Genomic DNA, 18,181 nt, shown 5'->3' with positions numbered 1-18,181 from the left:
TTCCGGGGTGGCCGATCACCCCCTCCTTGGGCGCGGACGGCCGGAGGGGGAGGATGAGGGGGACCCACCAGCAGTGACGTCAGCACTGACACCAGCAGTGACAGCGGGAGGAACCACGTGAGCGACTCGGGCACGGCCAGGAGCGTCACCGGCGAGGACGAGGTCGTCGACCTCTGCCGCGAGCTGATCCGGATCGACACCAGCAACTACGGCGACCACTCGGGGCCGGGCGAGCGCAAGGCCGCCGAGTACGTCGCCGAGAAGCTCGCCGAAGTGGGACTCGAACCGAAGATCTTCGAGTCCCACCCCGGACGCGCGTCCACGGTGGCCCGGATCGAGGGCGAGGACCCGTCCAGGCCCGCGCTGCTCATCCACGGCCACACCGACGTCGTCCCGGCCAACGCGGACGACTGGACCCACCACCCCTTCTCCGGGGAGATCGCCGACGGGTGCGTGTGGGGGCGCGGCGCGGTCGACATGAAGGACATGGACGCGATGACCCTCGCGGTCGTCCGCGACCGGCTGCGCAGCGGGCGCAAGCCGCCGCGGGACATCGTGCTGGCGTTCCTCGCCGACGAGGAGGCAGGCGGCACGTACGGCGCGCGTCACCTGGTCGACAACCATCCCGACCTCTTCGAGGGCGTCACCGAGGGGATCAGCGAGGTGGGCGGCTTCTCCTTCACCGTGAGCGAGCAGCGCCGCCTCTACCTGATCCAGACGGCCGAGAAGGGCATCCACTGGATGAAGCTGACCGTGGCCGGTACCGCCGGGCACGGGTCGATGATCCACCGTGACAACGCCATCACCGAGCTGTCCGAGGCCGTCGCGCGCCTCGGCCGGCACAAGTTCCCCGTCCGCGTCACCAAGACGACCCGGGCCTTCCTCGACGAACTCGGCGACGCGCTCGGCACCGAGCTGGACCCGGAGGACATGGACGGGACGATCGCCAGGCTCGGCGGCATCGCCAAGCTCATCGGCGCGACCCTGAGCAACACCGCCAACCCGACCCAGCTCGGCGCGGGTTACAAGGTCAACGTCATCCCCGGCGAGGCCACCGCGCACATCGACGGGCGCTTCCTGCCCGGGCACGAGGAGGAGTTCCTCGCCGACATCGACCGGATCCTCGGACCAGCGGTGCGGCGCGAGGACGTGCACGCCAACAAGGCCGTCGAGACCACCTTCGACGGCGCGCTGGTCGACGCGATGCAGTCCGCTCTGGTGGCCGAGGACCCGGCCGCGAAGGCGATCCCCTACATGCTCTCCGGCGGCACGGACGCCAAGTCCTTCGACGACCTCGGCATCCGGGGCTTCGGCTTCGCGCCGCTCAAGCTGCCGCCGGAGCTGGACTTCGCGGGCATGTTCCACGGCGTCGACGAGCGGGTGCCGGTGGACGGACTGCGGTTCGGCGTGCGGGTGCTCGACCGCTTCATCGACGCGTCCTGATTCGTCCCGGAGAAACGCGACTTCCGCGCGCGACGGTATTCGACCGCGCGTGCGGAAGTGGACCGGGAAGAGTGAATGCGCTCATAAGCTCGTAGCCTGATTACTCCCTCCTCGTTACAGGTGATGCGATCGGTAATTTGGGATCGCGTTTGCCAACTAGGAGGAACAATGCTCAAGAAGGTCGTCGCCGCCGCGGCAGCCACCGGTGGTCTGGTTCTCGCGGGCGCGGGCATGGCCGTCGCCGACTCCGGTGCCCAGGGTGCCGCCGTGCACTCGCCCGGCGTCCTTTCCGGCAACGTCGTTCAGGTTCCCGTGCACGTGCCGGTGAACGTCTGCGGCAACACGATCTCCGTGATCGGTCTGCTGAACCCCGCCTTCGGCAACGTCTGCATCAACAAGTGACGTTGTGCCTCGCCCCATGAGGGTCTGAGTCCGCCGGCCCCGGAGCGCACGCCATGCGCTCCGGGGCCGACGGCCTTTCAACGGCCTTTCGAGGGACCTTCGAGGGGCCTTCGGGGCGGGGGAACGACGGCAAGGCCGGAATTCCCGGCATTCTCGGTACCACGGGACCAGGACAAGGCAGGGATCCAGGAAATGCGACAGGTCACCCGCAAGGGCCTGATGACGATGGCGGCGGCCACCGGCGTGATCGCCGCCGCGGGCGGCACCGCCCACGCCGACTCGGGCGCGCACGGCTCGAGTTCGGATTCGCCCGGCGTACTGTCGGGCAACACGGTGCAGGCTCCGGTGCACGTGCCGGTGAACGTCTGCGGCAACACGGTCGACGTCGTCGGCATCCTCAACCCGGCGATGGGCAACGCGTGCGCCAACCAGGGCGGCGGTGCCTCCGGCGGACACGGGGACTCCGGCGGATACGGCGACTCCGGCGGCCGGGACGGCTCGCGCGGGGGCGCGCACGCCGGCGGTCACGCCTCGGACTCGCCGGGCGTCGCCTCCGGCAACCACGTCGAGGTGCCGATCGACGTGCCGGTGAACGTCTGCGGCAACACCATCGACGTCGTTGGCGCCCTCAACCCGAGCATCGGCAACGACTGCGGCAACGGGGGTGGCGGCGGGGATCATTCCACGCCGCCCGACGACCACGAGACGCCTCCGGGGGAGCCCGGCACCCCCGAGACTCCGGACGGCCCGGGCGGGTCTGACGGCCCGGACGGCGGGACGCCGGAAGGCTCCCCGCACGACAACCGGCCGGACACCCAGACCGTCGCCCAGCCCCGTGGCGACGCCCGGCTCGCCGAGACCGGCAGCGAACTGCCGCTGGGCCTCGCCCTGCCGGTGGGCGCGGGCGCGCTGCTCGCGGGCACGGTGCTCTACCGCAAGGCGCGCGCCTCGGCGTGAGAAGGGCGGACGGGAACACGCAGTGGGCTCCGCACCGGCGGGGCCCGCTCCGTCTCCGCCTCCGTCACCCGCGCCCGCCCGGGCCCGGTCACCGGCTCACCAGGTGGCGCGCACCTGGCGGATGATCCGCCGCCGCAACCGCACCTTGCGGCTGCCGTCGCGCAGCAGGGTCAGGCGGTACAACTCCCAGTGTCCGTACTCGGCATGGTCCGTCAGTTGACGCGCCGCCTCCTTGCGGGAGACCCCGCGAGGTAGGTACACATCGACAAATTCGTATTCCGGCATCGAATCTATTGTGCGGGCTGGGGCCAGGTACGGATAGCGTCTGCACTATGTCTGATGCTGCGCAGCCCACCGCTGCCGAGGTACGCGCCGCCGCCGAGGCGGTCAAGACCGCGCTCGACCGCCACCTTGCCGCGGTCGAACGCCGGTCGGGCGAGGACGACCCGGCCGTCTACGACGCGTTCAACGAGCTGGCCGCGGCCGCGGAGGCGTACGACGAACTGCTCTACGACCGGTACGACGAGGTCACTCCCTTCGAGATCCCCGGCGCCGACGACACGCTGCCGCCGTACACGGGACCCGAGGAGCCCAGCGCGCTGAGCGTCCTGATCCGCCGCGACTACGCGGTGGCCGAGCCGCAGCGGCTGATGGCCCAGGCCCGCCGGGTCGAGGCGGTGGACGAGGACGGGCAGGGCGCGGAGGCCTCGGGCACCGTGCACGGCGCGCTCGGCCTCCTCTTCGGTGAGTTCGAGCCGGACGAGATCGCCTCCCGGCACAAGGAGTTCGGGCTGGAGGAGGGCGACTCCACGCTCTGGGTGACGGCCGCGGACGAGACCGCCGACCCGGGCGAATGGCTGGAGGCCCCGTTCGAACAGGTCGACCCGCAGCGGGTGGTCTGCCGCTTCGACGTCAGCGCGGTCTTCGACGAGGAGTTCGACGACGGCATCGATGACGACGACGAGGACGACGACGAGGACGACGAAGACGACGAGGGCAGCGACGGCGACGGCGGCATGGCGGAGCTGGACGAGGACCTCGACACGGATCTCGAAACGGATCTCGACACGGACCTCGACGAGGACGGCGAGCCGGCGCCGCTGGAGGCGGACCGCTGACCGGCGGCCCCCACGTTCCGCCGGTCGCCCGGCAGGACGGTCGGCACACATGACAGCGGCGAATCGGCCGGGCAACCGTCGGCCCCGTGGCCCGGGCTCATGATTGGACAGTCTGCCCCGGCGACACGCCGCCGAAGTGGCGCTTCTGCCGGGAGGGACTGTCCAAACACCGACCGCTACGGGAGTCACCAACAGCCCCGGGCCCGCCGGATCCCCGCCGTGGACGACCGGGCGGGGTCAGTCCGCCGGCGGGATCTGGGGTGTGAGCAGCACCGGTAGGCGGGTCGTCCGGGGCTTGGCCGGGACCTCGGCCACGGCGTGGGGCAGCGCCTGCTCGACGCCGTGGACGACGGACAGATGCTGGGCGGCCCGGCCGAAGGCCGTGTAGACCCAGGGGCGGCTGAGGGCCTGCGCGGCATCGCCGGGCAGCACCACGACCGCCGCGGGCCACCGGCCGCCCAGCGCCTGGTGGGCGGTCAGCGCCCATCCGTGCCGTACGGTCCGCTCCACCTGGTCCCTGGGAACGACCACGGCCCCGCCGGCGCACGACAGGTGCAGGCCCTCGGCGTCGGCGCTCACCACCCGGCCCGGCAGCGTACGGCCCGGCGCGGGGGAGTGGACGACCCGGTCGCCGGGGTCGAAGCCGCCGAAGCGGCCGGGGCCGGGGTTCAGCCGTTCCTTCAGTGCCGCGTTGAGCGCCCGTGTGCCCGCGGCGCCGCCGTGCCCCGGCGTGATCACCTGGGTCTCCTCGGCGGGGACGCCGATCGCGCGCGGCACCGAGTCCGCGACGAGCTGGACGGTGCGGTGCACGGCCTCGCCCGCGTCCCGCACCGGCACGATCACGACCTCCTTGCCGGGCGCCTCCACCTGCCCCAGCTCGCCGATGCCGACGCCGGAGACCAGTTCGCCGAGCGGGCCCGGGTCCGGACGCCGCGAGGCGATCTGGGGGCAGGCACGCGCCGCCAGCAGGTCCGCGAAGACCCGGCCGGGACCCACGGACCAGAGCACCGCCGGGTCCCCGGCCAGCACCAGCCGGGCCCCGTCCGGCAGCGACTCCGCCAGCAGGGCGCCCGCTTCGACGTCGAGCTGCGGCGCGTCGAGCACGACGAGCAGATCGAGGTCCAGCGCACCGTCGGCATCCCGCCCGGGCCCCTCGGCCCCGGTCAGCAGCCCGGCCAGGGTGACGGCGGCGGGTGGGGCCGGGACGGAGCCCTCGGAAGCGGCCGTTCCCGAAGGGGAGGACGGCACGGACGACGGATCGCCCAGCAGGGCGGCGAAGCGGTCGCGGCCGAGCGGGCCTGGCGCGGCGGCCCAGGCGCGCAGCCCCAGGGCGTGCGCGGCGTGCAGCAGGGCGGCCGGCTCGGCCAGGGACGCCTCGCCGCCGGTGTGCAGGACCAGTCCGTGGGCCGCGACGGCACGGATCAGGTCGGCGGCGGCACCCGGGGCGGAGGCGGCGGCCCGCTCCCAGTCCGCGGCGGAACCGTCCTGCTTCGGCGCCGAGTTGACCAGCCGCGCCAGACCGTCGGCGAGGCTCTCCTCGGCGAGCGCGTACCGCTCCAGACCGATCAGCACCCGGACCGGGCGCTCCTCGCGCTCCTCGCTCTCCTCGTCCGTGCCCTCGGCACCGCCCGCCGTCTTCTCCGGGCAGGCGCCGGTCTCCTCCAGGGCGTCCTGGAAGGCCAGCGCCTCGCCCTCGGCGAGCGTGCTCTGCACAGCGGCCTCGGGATCCGGTACGCCCCGCTGCGCCAGCGTGGCGGTGAGCCGCGGCAGCTCCAGCGCGGTGTGCCCGGCCAGGGCCGCCTGCTCCAGAAGCCATACGGTGACGGCGCGGCCGCGACGCTCGTCGTCCGGGCCGCACTCCGCGCCCAGCAGCGCACGGGCGAACCCGTCCGCCTGCTCCGGCCGCACTCCGCCCACCCGGAGCAGTTGCCAGGGGTCCGCGCGCAGCGCGTCCTCGGCGCCCTCGCCGAGGAGCGCGGCGGTCTGCGGCGCGAGCGTCTCGGGCGCGCCGCCCTCGGCCAGCACGCGCCGCACCGTCTGCACGGCCTCCGGCGCCGGGCCCGAAGGCATGGCGGCCGGCTCGACGGGCACCGGCCGGGGCTGTCGTACCGGCTCCGGGGCGGGGCGGCGCGCGGGCTCGGGGGCGCCGAAGACCGCGGCCGCCGGCTTCTCGCCGCTCTCCACGGCCCGTACCGCGGCGAGCAGATCGGCCGCCGTGCCGCTGAGCCCGCCCCCGGCCTCGATCGGCCCCTGCCGCTCGGCCTTGCGCCGCTCGATCCGCTCCCGCTCGAGCCGCTGAGCAGCGAGCTCGGCCTCGACCTCGGACACCTGCGCGGCCGCCCCGTCCCCGGCCTCACCGCTCCGCTCCCCGGCTGCCCCGCTCGGCTCCCCGGCGGCCGTCTCGTCCCCGGCGGGTTCCCCAGCCGGCTCCCCGGCCGGGGACGAGACGGCCGCGTCCCGCTCCTCGCCGTCCGCCCGGCCGGTCTCCTCGGCTCCGTCGGACTCGTTCGGGTGAACAGCGACGTCCGGCGTGGACGCGTCCGCCGTGCCCGGGCGCTCCGGCCCGGTGTCCACGGCGTCCGTGGTGTCCTCGGCGGCGGGCTCGGGCTCCGTGCTCACAGCGTGCTCCAGTCGTGATCGGGGTAGCGGTGCACGGGCGCCGACACGTCGTCGAGCGCCCGGCAGATCTCGTCAGGAAGACTAAGGGTCTCCACTGACAACGCCGCCGTGAGCTGCCGCGCGTTGCGCGGGCCGATGATCGGGGCGACCACCCCGGGCCGGTCGCGGACCCAGGCCAGGGCCACCTGGAGCGGGGTCACCGCGAGCCCGTCCGCCGCCGTCGCGACCGCGTCCACGACGTGCCCGGCCGTCTCGTCGAGGTAGGGCTCGACGAACGGCGCCAGATGGTCCGAGGCGCCCCTCGAGTCCGGCGGCGTCGCGTCCTTGCGGTACTTGCCCGTGAGCACGCCGCGGCCCAGCGGCGAGGACGGCAGCAGACCGACACCCAGGTCCAGGGCGGCCGGCAGGACCTCCCGCTCGACACCCCGCTGGAGCAGCGAGTACTCCATCTGGGTGCTCGCCACCCGGTTCCGGGCGCCCGGCGCCGCCAGTTGCCAGGTCGCCGCCTTGGCAAGCTGCCAGCCGCAGAAGTTGGAGACCCCCGCGTAGCGCGCACGGCCGCTGCTCACCGCCACGTCGAGGGCGTGCAGCGTCTCCTCCAGCGGCGTGTGGGGGTCGAAGGCGTGCAGGTGCCACACGTCGACGTGGTCGGTGCCCAGACGGGCGAGCGAGGCGTCCAGCGCGGACAGCAGATGGGCGCGCGACCCGTCGAAGCGGCGGTCGGGGTCCGGCACGCTGCCGGCCTTGGTCGAGATCACCAGGTCCCGGCGCGGCACCAGGCCCTCCATGAGCCGCCCGAGCAGATACTCGGACTCCCCGTCGCCGTACACGTCCGCGGTGTCGACGAGGGTCCCGCCCGCTTCCCAGAAGGTCTTCAAGAGGTCCGCGGCGTCATGATCGTCGGTGTCCCGGCCCCAGGTCAGGGTGCCGAGACCGATGCGGGACACGCGCAGGCCCGTGCGGCCGAGATGCCTCTGCTCCATGAACGCCGACATTACTGGCCACGGCTTGCGCTGTGGGGGCCTGTGGACAACCGATTTCCGCGCGCTAAGGTCGGGGCACCAGCCACGTTACTGATCGGTAAGGGGAATCGGCCATGCAGCTCGGTATCAACCTCGGCTACTGGGGTGCCGGAATGGACGCGGACAATCTGGCGGTCGCCCAGGAGGCCGACCGGCTCGGATACGCCGTGTGCTGGGCCGCCGAGGCCTACGGCTCCGACGCGGCCACCGTGCTGACCTGGGTCGCCGCCCAGACCGAACGCATCGACGTCGGCTCGGCCATCTTCCAGATCCCGGCCCGGCAGCCCGCGATGACCGCGATGACGGCCGCCACCCTGGACTCCCTCTCCCAGGGCCGCTTCCGCCTCGGCCTCGGCGTGTCGGGACCCCAGGTCTCCGAGGGCTGGTACGGCGTCAAGTTCGACAAGCCGCTCGCCCGCACCCGCGAGTACGTCGAGATCGTACGCAAGGCGATGACCCGCGAGCGGCTGTCCTACGAGGGACAGCACTGGACGCTGCCGCTGCCGGGCGGCCCCGGCAAGCCGATCAAACTGACCGTGCACCCGCAGCGCGAGCACATCCCGCTGTACATCGCGGCGATCGGCCCGAAGAACCTGGAGCAGACCGGCGAGATCGCCGACGGCGCCCTGCTCATCTTCCCCTCCGCCGACCACCTGGAGGAGACCGCCGTCAAGCACCTGCGCGCCGGGCGCGAGAAGGCCGGCAAGAGCCTTGACGGGTTCGACATCTGCCCGACCGTGCCGCTGGCCCTCGGCGACGACAAGGACGTCACCACGCTCGCCGACACCTTCCGCCCCTACACCGCGCTCTACGTCGGCGGCATGGGCAGCCGCAAGCAGAACTTCTACAACCAGCTCGCCCAGCGCATGGGTTACGAGCGCGAGGCCGCCGAGATCCAGGACGCGTACCTGTCCGGCGACAAGCAGGGCGCCGCCGAGGCCGTACCGCACGAGCTGATCGACCAGACGACGCTGCTCGGCTCCGTCGACCGCATCGCGGACCGGATGAAGGCCTACGCCGCGGCCGGTGTCACCACCCTGACCCTCGCCCCCGCGGGCTTCACCCTGGACGAGCGACTCGCCGCGCTCCGCGCCGGCACCGAGGCCCTGGAGCGCGCCGGACTGGCCTAGGGCCGTCCGGCGGCACAGGGAGGTTTCTGCGGGACGTTTCTGCGGCCGTGGTGGGGGCTCGGGGGTCTTCCCCGCCACGGCCGTCACGAGGAACAACGCGCCCACCCGCGCGGGGTTACGCCTCCTGGTGCTCCCGGCCGTCCTTCTTCTGGCGGAGTTGTCCGCCGCACCTGTTGCCGTGCCCCCTCTCCCGCACTTGACTCGTGCTTCGCGGAGTGTGTGGAACCTGCGGAACCACACAGAGGCAGAGCAGAGGCAGAAAGGTGCCACCGATGCTTTCGGCCAGGAGCCTTTTCCAGGAGATCCTCGACGACGACGAGTCCTTCCGTCTCTTCTGCTCCATCGCCGCCAGCGGAGAGTCCCAGGGCGGCTGGGAGAACGCCCGCATCGCCGCGCTGGTGCCGCAGAGCGAGCGCGCCCTCGCCCCCAAGATCACCCGGCACGGCGCGGACGAGGACAAGCACGGCCGGATCTTCCACGCCCTGCTCAGGAAGCGCGGCCTCGAACCCGTCGGGGTACCGGCCGAGACCGACTACACGATGCTCCTGGAGCGGCACGGCATCGGCCTCGCCCACGAGAAGCTCAGGGCCGACCAGCCCCTCACCGTGCGGGACGTCATCACCTACCTCGCGCACAGCAGGGTCACCGAGCAGCGCGCGGCCGAGCAGATGGCGCTGCTCCTCAAGCACTTCGCGGACCATCCGGACCTGGGCCGGGCGGTCCGGATGATCTCCGCCGACGAGGACAACCACCTCGCCTACTCCCACGAGGAACTGCTGCGCTACGCCGACGCCGGACACGGCCCGTACATCCGGGCGACGCTGCGCGAGTGCGCGCTCGCCGAGATCCGCGTCCACCGGGACGTCAGCCTCGCCGTGATGGCCCGCATGGGGCGCCTCCTCGGCTGGTCGCGCGCCAGGTCGGCGCTGCTCGCGGCGGGCATCCACGCGACGTACGCCGGGGAACGGCTGGCCGGCTGGCGCCGCATGGTGACGCTGCGGACCCCCGAACGGCGCAACCCGCTCGGCGCCCCCGCCCCCGCCGCCGCGGCCCCCGAGTCCGGGGCCGACGCATCGGGCCGTCCGGCACCGGCTTCCGCGGCCGGGGCCGACGCACTGGGCGGTCCGGCACCGGTTCCCGCGGCCGGGGCCGATGCGCCCGGCCTCCCGGCACCGGCCCCTACAGCCAGCCCCGGCGCTTGAACTGCCGGAACAGCAGCACCTCCAGCAGGGCCATCAGCGCGATCACCGCCGGGTAGCCCCACAGCCAGTGCAGCTCCGGCATGTGGTCGAAGTTCATGCCGTAGATCCCCGCGAGCATCGTGGGGACCGCCGCCATGGCCGCCCACGCGGAGATCTTCCGCATGTCGTCGTTCTGCCGGACACTCGTCTGCGCCAGATGAGCCGACAGGATGTCCGAGACCAGCCGGTCCAGGCCCTCCACCGACTCGTTCACGCGCGTGAGATGGTCGTTCACGTCGCGGAAGAACGGCCGAGCCCTGTCGTTCACGAACGGCACCCGACCGCCGTACGCCCCGGTCCCGGCCAGCCTCGCCAGCGGGGGCGCGAGCGGGCCGGTCGCCCGGCGGAACTCCAGGACCTGCCGCTTGAAGGTGTAGATCCGCGACGCGGTGTGCCGGGAGCCGCCGCCACCCGGCGAGAAGACCTCGGCCTCCAGCTCCTCCAGGTCGGTCTGGAGCTCGACCGCCACCTCCAGGTAGTGGTCGACCGTGGCGTCCGCGATCGCGTACAGCACGGCGGTGGGACCCTTGCCGAGCAGTGCGGGCTCGTGCTCCAGACGCCGTCGTACGGCCTTCAGCGGGGAGCCCTCGCCGTGCCGGACCACGACCACGAACGCGTCACCGAGGAAGATCATGAGCTCGCCGGTGGAGACGGCGTCGCTGTCCGGCTCGTACACCACCGGCTTGAGGACGGCGAAGATCGAGTCGTCGTACACCTCCAGCTTGGGCCGCTGGTGCGCCTTGAGGGCGTCCTCCACGGCCAGCGGATGCAGCCCGAACTCCTGGCTGACCAGCTCGAATTCCTCCTCCGTCGGCTCGTGCAGCCCGATCCACACGAAACCGCCCGCCCTCCGCGCCTCGCCGAGCGCGTCCGAGAAGTCCTCGGGCCCGTCCGTGCGGCGCCCGTCGCGGTAGATGGCACAGTCGACGATCACCGAACGCATTCTCCCCTCGCCCCGGTGCTACCGCACCGCGCCGTACGCCTACCCTGGCCGCATGCCCACGCTGATCCTGGTCAGGCACGGACGTTCCACCGCCAACACCGAGGGGCTGCTCGCCGGCTGGACGCCCGGCGTCGCCCTCGACGAACGCGGGGCCGCACAGGCCGCCGCGCTGCCCGGGCGGATCGCCGGCCTGCCCCTCTCCGAGATCGTCACCAGCCCGCTGCAGCGCTGCCAGGAGACCCTCCGGCCGCTGCTCGACGCCCGGCCCGAGCTGCGGGCACACACCGACGAACGGATCGGTGAGTGCCACTACGGCGACTGGTCCGGCCGCAAGCTCGCCGAACTCAAGGACGAGCCCCTGATGGAGGTGGTGCAGGCACACCCCTCCGCCGCGGCCTTCCCGGGCGGCGAGTCGATGCGCGCGATGCAGACCCGCGCCGCCGAGGCGGTACGCGAGTGGAACGCGCGCGTGGAGCGCGACCACGGGGCCGACGCCGTCTACCTCATGTGCTCCCACGGCGACATCATCAAGTCCCTCGTCGCGGAGGCACTGGGCCTTCATCTCGACCTCTTCCAGCGGATCTCCGTCGAGCCCTGTTCCGTCACCGCGATCCGTTACACCCGGCTGCGCCCGTTCCTCGTCCGCCTCGGCGACACCGGTGACTTCGCCTCCCTGGCACCGCACGAGGAGCCACCCGGCGACGAGGCCCCGGTCGGGGGCGGTGCGGGCGCACCGTGATCGTCCGCCGCAGTAGGGTGAACCGGTCGCGGCAGTGCCCCCGATCTTCCGCTTCCCCGATTCCCGACTTCCATGGAGACAGGACGTGTCCCGTCAGGTGTACCTCTACGACCAACCGGAACGTTTTGTGGCCGGTACGGTCGGGCTGCCCGGGCGCCGTACGTTCTTCCTCCAGGCCATCGCCGGCTCCCGGGTGACCAGCGTGGCCCTGGAGAAGACCCAGGTCGCCGCTCTCGCCGAGCGCATGGACGAGCTTCTGGACGAAGTCGTACGGCGCAGCGGCGGCAGCACCGTCGTCCCCGCCACGGCGCCCACCGGGCCCGCCGACACGGCGCCGCTGGACACCCCCGTGGAGGAGGAGTTCCGGGTCGGCACCATGGCGCTGGCCTGGGACGGCGAGGACCAGCTCATGATCGTCGAGGCGCAGGCCCTCGTGGAGCTGGACGCCGAGTCCGAGGAGGACCTGGCGGAGGCCGAGGAGCGGCTCCTCCAGGACGAGGAGAACGGCCCCCCGATGCTGCGGGTCCGCCTGACCGGCGCGCAGGCCAGGGCCTTCGCCAAGCGTGCCCTCGACGTCGTCAACGCCGGGCGGCCGCCGTGTCCGCTGTGCAGCCTCCCGCTCGACCCGGAAGGACACGTATGTCCGCGCCAGAACGGATACCGCCGCGGGGCGTGACCACCGACGCGGCGGCGGCCGAGTTGCTCGCACGGGGCGAGCTGACCGTGCGCGGACGCATCCGTGACGCGTCCAACGCGGCGCTGTACTGCACGGTGACCCACGAGGGGCGCGAGGCGGCCTGCGTGTACAAACCGGTCGCCGGGGAGCGGCCCCTGTGGGACTTCCCCGACGGCACCCTCGCCCAGCGCGAGGTCGCCGCCTACGAGGTCTCCGAGGCCACCGGCTGGGGCCTGGTCCCGCCCACCGTGCTGCGCGACGGGCCGTACGGCGAGGGCATGGTCCAGCTCTGGATCGAGGCGGCGGGGGAGACGGAACTGCTCGCCCTGGTCGACGAGGAGGAACCCGGCGCCGGCTGGAAGGCGATCGCCCTCGCCGAGGTGGGCGAGGGCCGCACCGCACTGCTCGTGCACGCCGACGACGAGAGGCTGCGCCGGCTCGCCGTCCTCGACGCCGTGATCAACAACGCCGACCGCAAGGGCGGCCACCTGCTGCCCGCGGACGGGGAGCGGCTGTACGGCATCGACCACGGGGTCGCCTTCAACGCCGAGAACAAGCTGCGCACCCTCCTGTGGGGCTGGGCGGGCGACCCGCTCACCGGGGAGGCCCTGGCGGTCCTCGACGCCCTCAGGGAGGCACTGAAGGACGGCGGGCCCCTTGCGGTCCGGCTCGGCACGCTCATCACGCCCGCCGAACTCGACGCCACACGCGCGCGGGTCGACGCCCTGCTGACCTCGGGGAAGCACCCCGAACCGAACGGCGAGTGGCCGGCCATCCCCTGGCCGCCCGTCTAGCCGTCCCACCGCCGTCCTGCCGCAGCCCCGCCGCAGTCCCGCCTCCGATCAGCACGGCGGCGGGTTCCGCGCAAGAGCGCCGGACCGGCCATCCTGCCCGGTCCGGTTCGTGTACGGAACATCCGTCCGGTTAGGCTCATGACATGCATGCCTGGCCCGCTTCCGAGGTCCCCGCCCTGCCTGGTCAGGGTCGCGACCTGAGGATCCACGACACCGCGACCGGCGGCCCGGTCACCCTTGACCCCGGTCCCGTCGCCCGCATCTACGTCTGCGGCATCACGCCGTACGACGCCACCCACATGGGGCACGCGGCCACCTACAACGCGTTCGACCTCGTGCAGCGCGTGTGGCTCGACAACAAGCGGCAGGTTCACTACGTCCAGAACGTCACCGACGTCGACGACCCGCTCCTGGAACGGGCCGTGCGCGACGGCGTCGACTGGACCTCCCTGGCCGAGCAGGAGACCGCCCTCTTCCGCGAGGACATGACGGCGCTGCGGATGCTGCCGCCGCGGCACTACATAGGCGCCGTCGAGGCCATACCCGGCATCGTCCCGCTCGTCGAGCGGCTGCGCGACGCGGGCGCGGCCTACGAACTCGAGGGCGACACCTACTTCTCCGTCGAGGCGGACCCCCACTTCGGCGGCGTCTCGCACCTCGACGCTGCCACCATGCGGCTGCTCTCCGCAGAACGGGGCGGTGACCCGGACCGGCCGGGCAAGAAGAACCCGCTCGACCCGATGCTGTGGATGGCCGCCCGGGAGGGCGAGCCGAGCTGGGACGGCGGCTCGCTCGGCCGCGGGCGCCCCGGCTGGCACATCGAGTGCGTGGCCATCGCCCTCGACCACCTCGGCATGGGCTTCGACGTTCAGGGCGGCGGCTCCGACCTCGCCTTCCCGCACCACGAGATGGGCGCCTCGCACGCTCAGGCGCTCACCGGCGAGTTCCCCATGGCCAAGGCGTACGTCCACGCCGGCATGGTCGGTCTCGACGGCGAGAAGATGTCCAAGTCCAAGGGCAACCTGGTCTTCGTGTCGCGGCTGCGCCGCGAGGGTGTCGACCCGGCCGCCATCCGGCTCACGCTGCTCGCCCACCACTACCGCTCCGACTGGGAGTGGACCGACCAGGTGCTTCAGGACGCCCTCGCCCGGCTGGAGCGCTGGCGGGCCGCCGTATCCCGACCCGACGGCCCGTCCGCCGAGGCACTCGTCGAGGAGATCCGCGAGGCCCTCGCGGACGACCTGGACTCCCCGGCCGCACTCGAGGCGGTCGACCGCTGGGCCGCACGCCAGCAGGCCGGCGGCGGCACGGACATCGGGGCGCCGGGCGTCGTCTCCCGCACGGTGGACGCGCTGCTGGGCGTGGCGCTGTAACCGAGCGCACAGTCGCACAGTCGTACAGGCAGACGTAGACGTAGACGTAGACGCAGACGAAGGCAGGTGGCGCTTCCCGGCGGGAAGCGCCACCTGTTCTCGTTCTGTCCCGTTCGCTCAGTCCTCCGACGACTCCTCGTCGTCCCCGCTGGGCTTCGGCGGCCTCGGCGGGCGGGTCCGGCCACTCGGGTTGTCCCGCAGGAACGGCGTGCCGGACGGCCCGTCGCCGCCGTCCGCCGTGGCGTGCCCGCCAGGCCCGGAGCCGTCCCGGCGCCGCAGATACCGCTCGAACTCCCGGGCGATCGCCTCTCCCGAGGCCTCCGGCAGCTCCGCGGTGTCCCGGGCCTCCTCCAGCGACTGGACGTACTCGGCGACCTCGGTGTCCTCGGCGGCGAGCTGGTCCACCCCCACCTGCCAGGCACGCGCGTCCTCGGGCAGCTCACCCAGCGGGAGACGCACCCCGATCAGGTCCTCCAGCCGGTTCAGCAGGGCCAGCGTGGCCTTCGGGTTCGGCGGCTGCGACACGTAGTGCGGCACCGCGGCCCACAGTGACACGGCCGGTACGCCCGCGTGCGTGCACGCTTCCTGGAGGATGCCGACGATGCCCGTGGGCCCCTCGTACTTGGTCTCCTCCAGGTCCATGCGCCTGGCCAGGTCGGCGTCCGACGTGGTCCCGCTGACCGGGACCGGACGGGTGTGCGGGGTGTCGCCCAGCAGGGCGCCCAGGACGACCACCAGCTCGACGCCCAGCTCGTGGGCGAAGCCGAGCAGCTCGTTGCAGAACGAGCGCCAGCGCATGGACGGTTCGATGCCACGGACGAGGACGAGGTCGCGCGGTTTGTCGCCGCCGACCCGGACCACCGACAGCCTCGTCGTCGGCCAGGTGATCTTGCGGACGCCGTCCTCGATGAACACCGTGGGACGGTTGACCTGGAAGTCGTAGTAGTCCTCGGCGTCCAGCGCCGCGAACACCTCGCCCTTCCACTCCTTGTCGAGATGCGCGACCGCGGTGGAGGCGGCGTCACCGGCATCGTTCCAGCCCTCGAACGCGGCCACCATGACCGGGTCGACCAGCTCGGGAACCCCCTCGAGCTCGATCACCCAGCGCCTCCTTCCGACGTGCCCTCGCGTACCCCCCAACCTTACGGCGTGCCGAGGGGCCGCCCGCAGCCCCCTTGCACGGGGGAGTGAACGGATCACTGCCCCGTCCCCGGCGTCCGGACACCCGCCGCCGCTGCCGGATCACAGGGTGGAACGCAGCCACTGCTCCACGGACGCGATGTGCACCGTCGCCCAGGAACGCGCCGCCTCCGCGTCCCGGTCGCGCAGCGCGCCGAGGATCGCCCGGTGCTCGCGCAGGGTGCGGCCGACCGCGTCCTCCTGGGTCAGCCCGCGCCAGACCCGGGCCCGCGTGGTCGGTCCCGACAGACCGTCGAGCAGGGAGCAGAGCACCGAATTGCCCGCGGCCCCCACGATGCCCCGGTGGAACTCCAGATCGCCCGCGACCAGCTCCTCCACCGACGGTTCGGCACCGAGCGCCGTCAACCGGGCCTCCAGCGCGTCCAGTTCCGCGTCGGTGATCCGGGAGGCCGCCATCGCGGTCGCCGCCGGCTCCAGGATGCGGCGCACGGCCAGGAACTCCAGCACCGTGTCGTCGCGGTGGAAGTCGACGACGAAGCCGATGGCCTCGAGGAGCAGTTGCGGATCCAGGCTGGTGACGTACGTGCCGTCGCCCTGCCGCACGTCCAGGATCCGGATCAGCGACAGGGCCCGCACGGCCTCGCGCAGGGAGTTGCGGGAGAGTCCGAGCCCGGCGGCGAGCTCGCTCTCCTTGGGCAGCCGGTCGCCGGGCCGCAGCGCGCCGGAGACGATCATGCCCTTGATCTTCTCGATCGCCTCGTCGGTGACCGCCACGGCCGACCTCCCTGTGCTTCACAACGCCCCTGCACCTCACAACGCGCCGAGACATCCGATGTCTCACGCCATTATGCGGGCTCGCGCCACACGGAACACACACGCGGCGGGCGGCGGGCGGCGACCCCATCGGCGTGGAGCCGCCGCCCCGCCCTGCTCCGAGCGGGCCGGTCCTACGTCTTGCCGGTCCTACTTCTTGTCCAGCACGTCCTGGACCTGCGCGCGGACGTCGTCCGTGGCCAGACCGCGGATCGTCAGCGTCGTACGCCGGCGCAGCACGTCGTCGGCCGTCTCGGCCCACTCGTTGTCCCGGGCCCACACGACCTGCGCCCAGATCTCCGGGGCGTCCGGGTGGACGCGCTGGGCCAGCGCCGGGCTCTCGTTCGCGAGCCGGGCGATGTCGAAGGCCAGCGAGCCGTAGTGCGTGGCCAGATGCTTGGCGGTGTCCGCCGCCATGCGCGGGCCGGGCGCCGGGCCGTCCACCAGCAGCCGGTGGGCCACCGCGCGCGGGTTGGCGACGCCGGGCAGCGGCAGCTTCTTCGGCAGCGACGCGATCGGCTCGAAGTCGTCGCCCAGCGGGTGGCCCGGCAGCGCCTCCAGCTTCTTCATGACGGTGCGGCCGATGTGGCGGAACGTCGTCCACTTGCCGCCCGCGACGGAGAGCATGCCGCCCCGGCCCTCGGTGACGACCGTCTCGCGCTTGGCCTTCGAGGTGTCACCGGGACCGCCCGGCAGCACGCGCAGCCCCGCGAACGAGTACGTGATCAGGTCCCGGTCGAGCTGCTGGTCGCGGATGGAGAACGCGGCCTCGTCGAGGATCTGGGCTATGTCCTTGTCGTTGACCGCGACGTCCGCCGGGTCGCCCTCGAACTCCTCGTCGGTCGTGCCGAGCAGCAGCATGTCCTCCCAGGGGAGGGCGAAGGTGATCCGGTACTTGTCGATCGGGGTGGCCAGCGCGGCCTTCCACGGCGCGGTGCGCTTGAGCACCAGGTGCGCGCCCTTGGAGAGGCGGATGGACGGGGCGGCGTCCGGGTTCTCCATGCGGCGCAGGTGGTCGACCCAGGGGCCGGTCGCGTTGAGCACCAGGCGGGCGTCCACGCCGAACTCGTCACCGCTCAGCCGGTCCTTCAGCTCGGCGCCTGTCACCCGGCCCTTGGTGAAGCGCAGACCGGTGACCTCGGCGTGGTTGAGGACGACCGCGCCGGAGTCGACCGCCGCGCGCACCGTCATCAGCGCCATGCGGGCGTCGTTCATCTGGTCGTCGCCGTACACGGCCACGGCCTTGAGGTTGTCGGTGCGCAGCTCCGGCACGTCCTGCGCGGCCTTGGCCGGGGAGAGCAGGTGGCCGACGCCGTCCCCGAAGGCGGACAGCGCCGAGTACGCGAAGACACCGGCACCCAGCTTCGCCGCGCCGTGCGGCCCGCCCTTGTACACGGGGAGGTAGAAGGTGAGCGGGTTCGCCAGGTGGGGGGCCACCTGGCGGGAGACCGCACGGCGCTCGAAGTGGTTCTCCGCCACCAGCTTCACCGCGCCGGTCTGCAGGTAGCGCAGTCCGCCGTGGAGCAGCTTGGAGGAGGCGGAGGAGGTGGCGCCGGCGAAGTCGCCGGCATCGACCACGGCCACCCTGAGGCCGGACTGCGCGGCGTGCCAGGCGGTGGAGATGCCCAGGATGCCGCCGCCGATCACGAGAAGGTCGTACGACGCCTTGGAGAGCTGCTCCCGGGTCTCGGCCCGGCTCGGGTTGGAGCCGGAGGCCGGGTGCGTACCCAGGGCAGGCACGGACTGCAGGGTGGACTGAGTGGTCATGGTG

General features: G+C 72.8%; 16 protein-coding genes and 1 pseudogene. 10 read left to right on the top strand and 7 right to left on the bottom strand.

Annotated elements, in window-relative coordinates; genetic code table 11:
- Window positions 1-117: 117 nt before the first annotated feature.
- The 3 genes from KUM40_RS37500 (at window position 118) to KUM40_RS37490 (ending at window position 2,802) form a co-directional block, all read left to right on the top strand.
- Window positions 118-1,443 carry a M20/M25/M40 family metallo-hydrolase gene (locus tag KUM40_RS37500; protein WP_217170788.1) on the top strand — a complete coding sequence of 442 codons (1,326 nt, stop codon included), beginning with the start codon at window positions 118-120 and terminating at the stop codon, window positions 1,441-1,443.
- A gap of 168 nt (window positions 1,444-1,611) precedes the next feature.
- Window positions 1,612-1,845 (top strand): chaplin ChpH, encoded by a 234-nt coding sequence (chpH, locus tag KUM40_RS37495; RefSeq protein WP_003977150.1) that lies wholly within the window; start codon window positions 1,612-1,614, stop codon window positions 1,843-1,845.
- Window positions 1,846-2,037: 192 nt separating this feature from the next.
- Window positions 2,038-2,802, top strand: a complete 765-nt coding sequence (locus KUM40_RS37490) for a chaplin (protein WP_217170787.1) — start codon at window positions 2,038-2,040, stop codon at window positions 2,800-2,802.
- A 96-nt stretch (window positions 2,803-2,898) separates the two neighbouring features.
- Here KUM40_RS37490 and KUM40_RS37485 read toward each other — a convergent pair whose 3' ends face one another.
- Window positions 2,899-3,087: a DUF5703 family protein gene (locus KUM40_RS37485; RefSeq protein WP_217170786.1), complete on the bottom strand. Its 189-nt coding sequence runs from the start codon at window positions 3,085-3,087 to the stop codon at window positions 2,899-2,901.
- A gap of 47 nt (window positions 3,088-3,134) precedes the next feature.
- Here KUM40_RS37485 and KUM40_RS37480 point away from each other — a divergent pair, with 47 nt between their 5' ends.
- A complete protein-coding gene (locus KUM40_RS37480; protein WP_217170785.1) occupies window positions 3,135-3,920 on the top strand; it encodes a hypothetical protein in 786 nt (261 codons plus the stop codon).
- A 237-nt stretch (window positions 3,921-4,157) separates the two neighbouring features.
- Here the strand turns inward: KUM40_RS37480 and KUM40_RS37475 are convergent, their stop codons facing one another.
- Window positions 4,158-6,539 carry a helix-hairpin-helix domain-containing protein gene (locus tag KUM40_RS37475; RefSeq protein ID WP_217170784.1) on the bottom strand — a complete coding sequence of 794 codons (2,382 nt, stop codon included), beginning with the start codon at window positions 6,537-6,539 and terminating at the stop codon, window positions 4,158-4,160.
- Window positions 6,536-7,522: an aldo/keto reductase gene (locus tag KUM40_RS37470; RefSeq protein ID WP_217170783.1), complete on the bottom strand. Its 987-nt coding sequence runs from the start codon at window positions 7,520-7,522 to the stop codon at window positions 6,536-6,538. The genes KUM40_RS37475 and KUM40_RS37470 overlap by 4 nt, the downstream gene beginning before the upstream one ends.
- 113 nt (window positions 7,523-7,635) lie before the next feature.
- Between KUM40_RS37470 and KUM40_RS37465 the strand changes: the two genes are divergently transcribed.
- Both KUM40_RS37465 and KUM40_RS37460 read left to right on the top strand, forming a co-directional pair.
- Window positions 7,636-8,691 (top strand): LLM class F420-dependent oxidoreductase, encoded by a 1,056-nt coding sequence (locus KUM40_RS37465; RefSeq protein ID WP_217170782.1) that lies wholly within the window; start codon window positions 7,636-7,638, stop codon window positions 8,689-8,691.
- Between the two features lie 272 nt (window positions 8,692-8,963).
- Window positions 8,964-9,737: pseudogene (locus KUM40_RS37460) on the top strand (ferritin-like domain-containing protein); the annotation flags it as partial.
- 133 nt (window positions 9,738-9,870) lie between these two features.
- Here KUM40_RS37460 and corA read toward each other — a convergent pair.
- Window positions 9,871-10,866: a magnesium/cobalt transporter CorA gene (gene corA / locus KUM40_RS37455; RefSeq protein WP_217170781.1), complete on the bottom strand. Its 996-nt coding sequence runs from the start codon at window positions 10,864-10,866 to the stop codon at window positions 9,871-9,873.
- A gap of 61 nt (window positions 10,867-10,927) precedes the next feature.
- Here corA and KUM40_RS37450 point away from each other — a divergent pair, with 61 nt between their 5' ends.
- The 4 genes from KUM40_RS37450 to mshC all read left to right on the top strand — a co-directional run bounded on the left by KUM40_RS37450 (window position 10,928) and on the right by mshC (window position 14,457).
- Window positions 10,928-11,614 carry a histidine phosphatase family protein gene (locus KUM40_RS37450; RefSeq protein WP_217170780.1) on the top strand — a complete coding sequence of 229 codons (687 nt, stop codon included), beginning with the start codon at window positions 10,928-10,930 and terminating at the stop codon, window positions 11,612-11,614.
- An 85-nt stretch (window positions 11,615-11,699) separates the two neighbouring features.
- Window positions 11,700-12,290 carry a DUF3090 domain-containing protein gene (locus tag KUM40_RS37445; RefSeq protein WP_217170779.1) on the top strand — a complete coding sequence of 197 codons (591 nt, stop codon included), beginning with the start codon at window positions 11,700-11,702 and terminating at the stop codon, window positions 12,288-12,290.
- Window positions 12,254-13,084, top strand: a complete 831-nt coding sequence (locus KUM40_RS37440) for an SCO1664 family protein (protein WP_217170778.1) — start codon at window positions 12,254-12,256, stop codon at window positions 13,082-13,084. The genes KUM40_RS37445 and KUM40_RS37440 overlap by 37 nt, the downstream gene beginning before the upstream one ends.
- Before the next feature lie 143 nt (window positions 13,085-13,227).
- A complete protein-coding gene (mshC, locus tag KUM40_RS37435) occupies window positions 13,228-14,457 on the top strand; it encodes a cysteine--1-D-myo-inosityl 2-amino-2-deoxy-alpha-D-glucopyranoside ligase (RefSeq protein ID WP_217170777.1) in 1,230 nt (409 codons plus the stop codon).
- A 117-nt stretch (window positions 14,458-14,574) separates the two neighbouring features.
- Here mshC and parJ read toward each other — a convergent pair whose 3' ends face one another.
- The 3 genes from parJ to KUM40_RS37420 form a co-directional block, all read right to left on the bottom strand.
- The gene (gene parJ, locus KUM40_RS37430; protein WP_217170776.1) at window positions 14,575-15,558 is read right to left on the bottom strand and encodes a filament polymerization regulator ParJ; all 984 of its coding nucleotides are present in this window, start codon (window positions 15,556-15,558) and stop codon (window positions 14,575-14,577) included.
- Window positions 15,559-15,699: 141 nt separating this feature from the next.
- The gene (locus tag KUM40_RS37425) at window positions 15,700-16,371 is read right to left on the bottom strand and encodes a FadR/GntR family transcriptional regulator (RefSeq protein ID WP_217170775.1); all 672 of its coding nucleotides are present in this window, start codon (window positions 16,369-16,371) and stop codon (window positions 15,700-15,702) included.
- Window positions 16,372-16,560: 189 nt separating this feature from the next.
- Window positions 16,561-18,177, bottom strand: coding sequence for a glycerol-3-phosphate dehydrogenase/oxidase (locus KUM40_RS37420; protein ID WP_217170774.1), 1,617 nt, complete (start codon window positions 18,175-18,177; stop codon window positions 16,561-16,563).
- Window positions 18,178-18,181 lie beyond the last annotated feature (4 nt).

It is taken from the genome of Streptomyces sp. AC512_CC834, from assembly GCF_019049325.1.
Classification (GTDB): Bacteria; Actinomycetota; Actinomycetes; order Streptomycetales; family Streptomycetaceae; genus Streptomyces.
This window is presented reverse-complemented; position numbering and strand designations above follow the sequence as displayed.

Coding starts and splice junctions, on each gene's coding strand:
- KUM40_RS37450 (WP_217170780.1), top strand. CDS start 10,928: ATGCCCACGCTGATCCTGGTCAGGCACGGACGTTCCACCGCCAACACC.
- KUM40_RS37485 (WP_217170786.1), bottom strand. CDS start 3,087: ATGCCGGAATACGAATTTGTCGATGTGTACCTACCTCGCGGGGTCTCC.
- chpH (WP_003977150.1), top strand. CDS start 1,612: ATGCTCAAGAAGGTCGTCGCCGCCGCGGCAGCCACCGGTGGTCTGGTT.
- KUM40_RS37465 (WP_217170782.1), top strand. CDS start 7,636: ATGCAGCTCGGTATCAACCTCGGCTACTGGGGTGCCGGAATGGACGCG.
- KUM40_RS37480 (WP_217170785.1), top strand. CDS start 3,135: ATGTCTGATGCTGCGCAGCCCACCGCTGCCGAGGTACGCGCCGCCGCC.
- KUM40_RS37490 (WP_217170787.1), top strand. CDS start 2,038: ATGCGACAGGTCACCCGCAAGGGCCTGATGACGATGGCGGCGGCCACC.
- KUM40_RS37420 (WP_217170774.1), bottom strand. CDS start 18,177: ATGACCACTCAGTCCACCCTGCAGTCCGTGCCTGCCCTGGGTACGCAC.
- mshC (WP_217170777.1), top strand. CDS start 13,228: ATGCATGCCTGGCCCGCTTCCGAGGTCCCCGCCCTGCCTGGTCAGGGT.
- KUM40_RS37440 (WP_217170778.1), top strand. CDS start 12,254: ATGTCCGCGCCAGAACGGATACCGCCGCGGGGCGTGACCACCGACGCG.
- KUM40_RS37470 (WP_217170783.1), bottom strand. CDS start 7,522: ATGGAGCAGAGGCATCTCGGCCGCACGGGCCTGCGCGTGTCCCGCATC.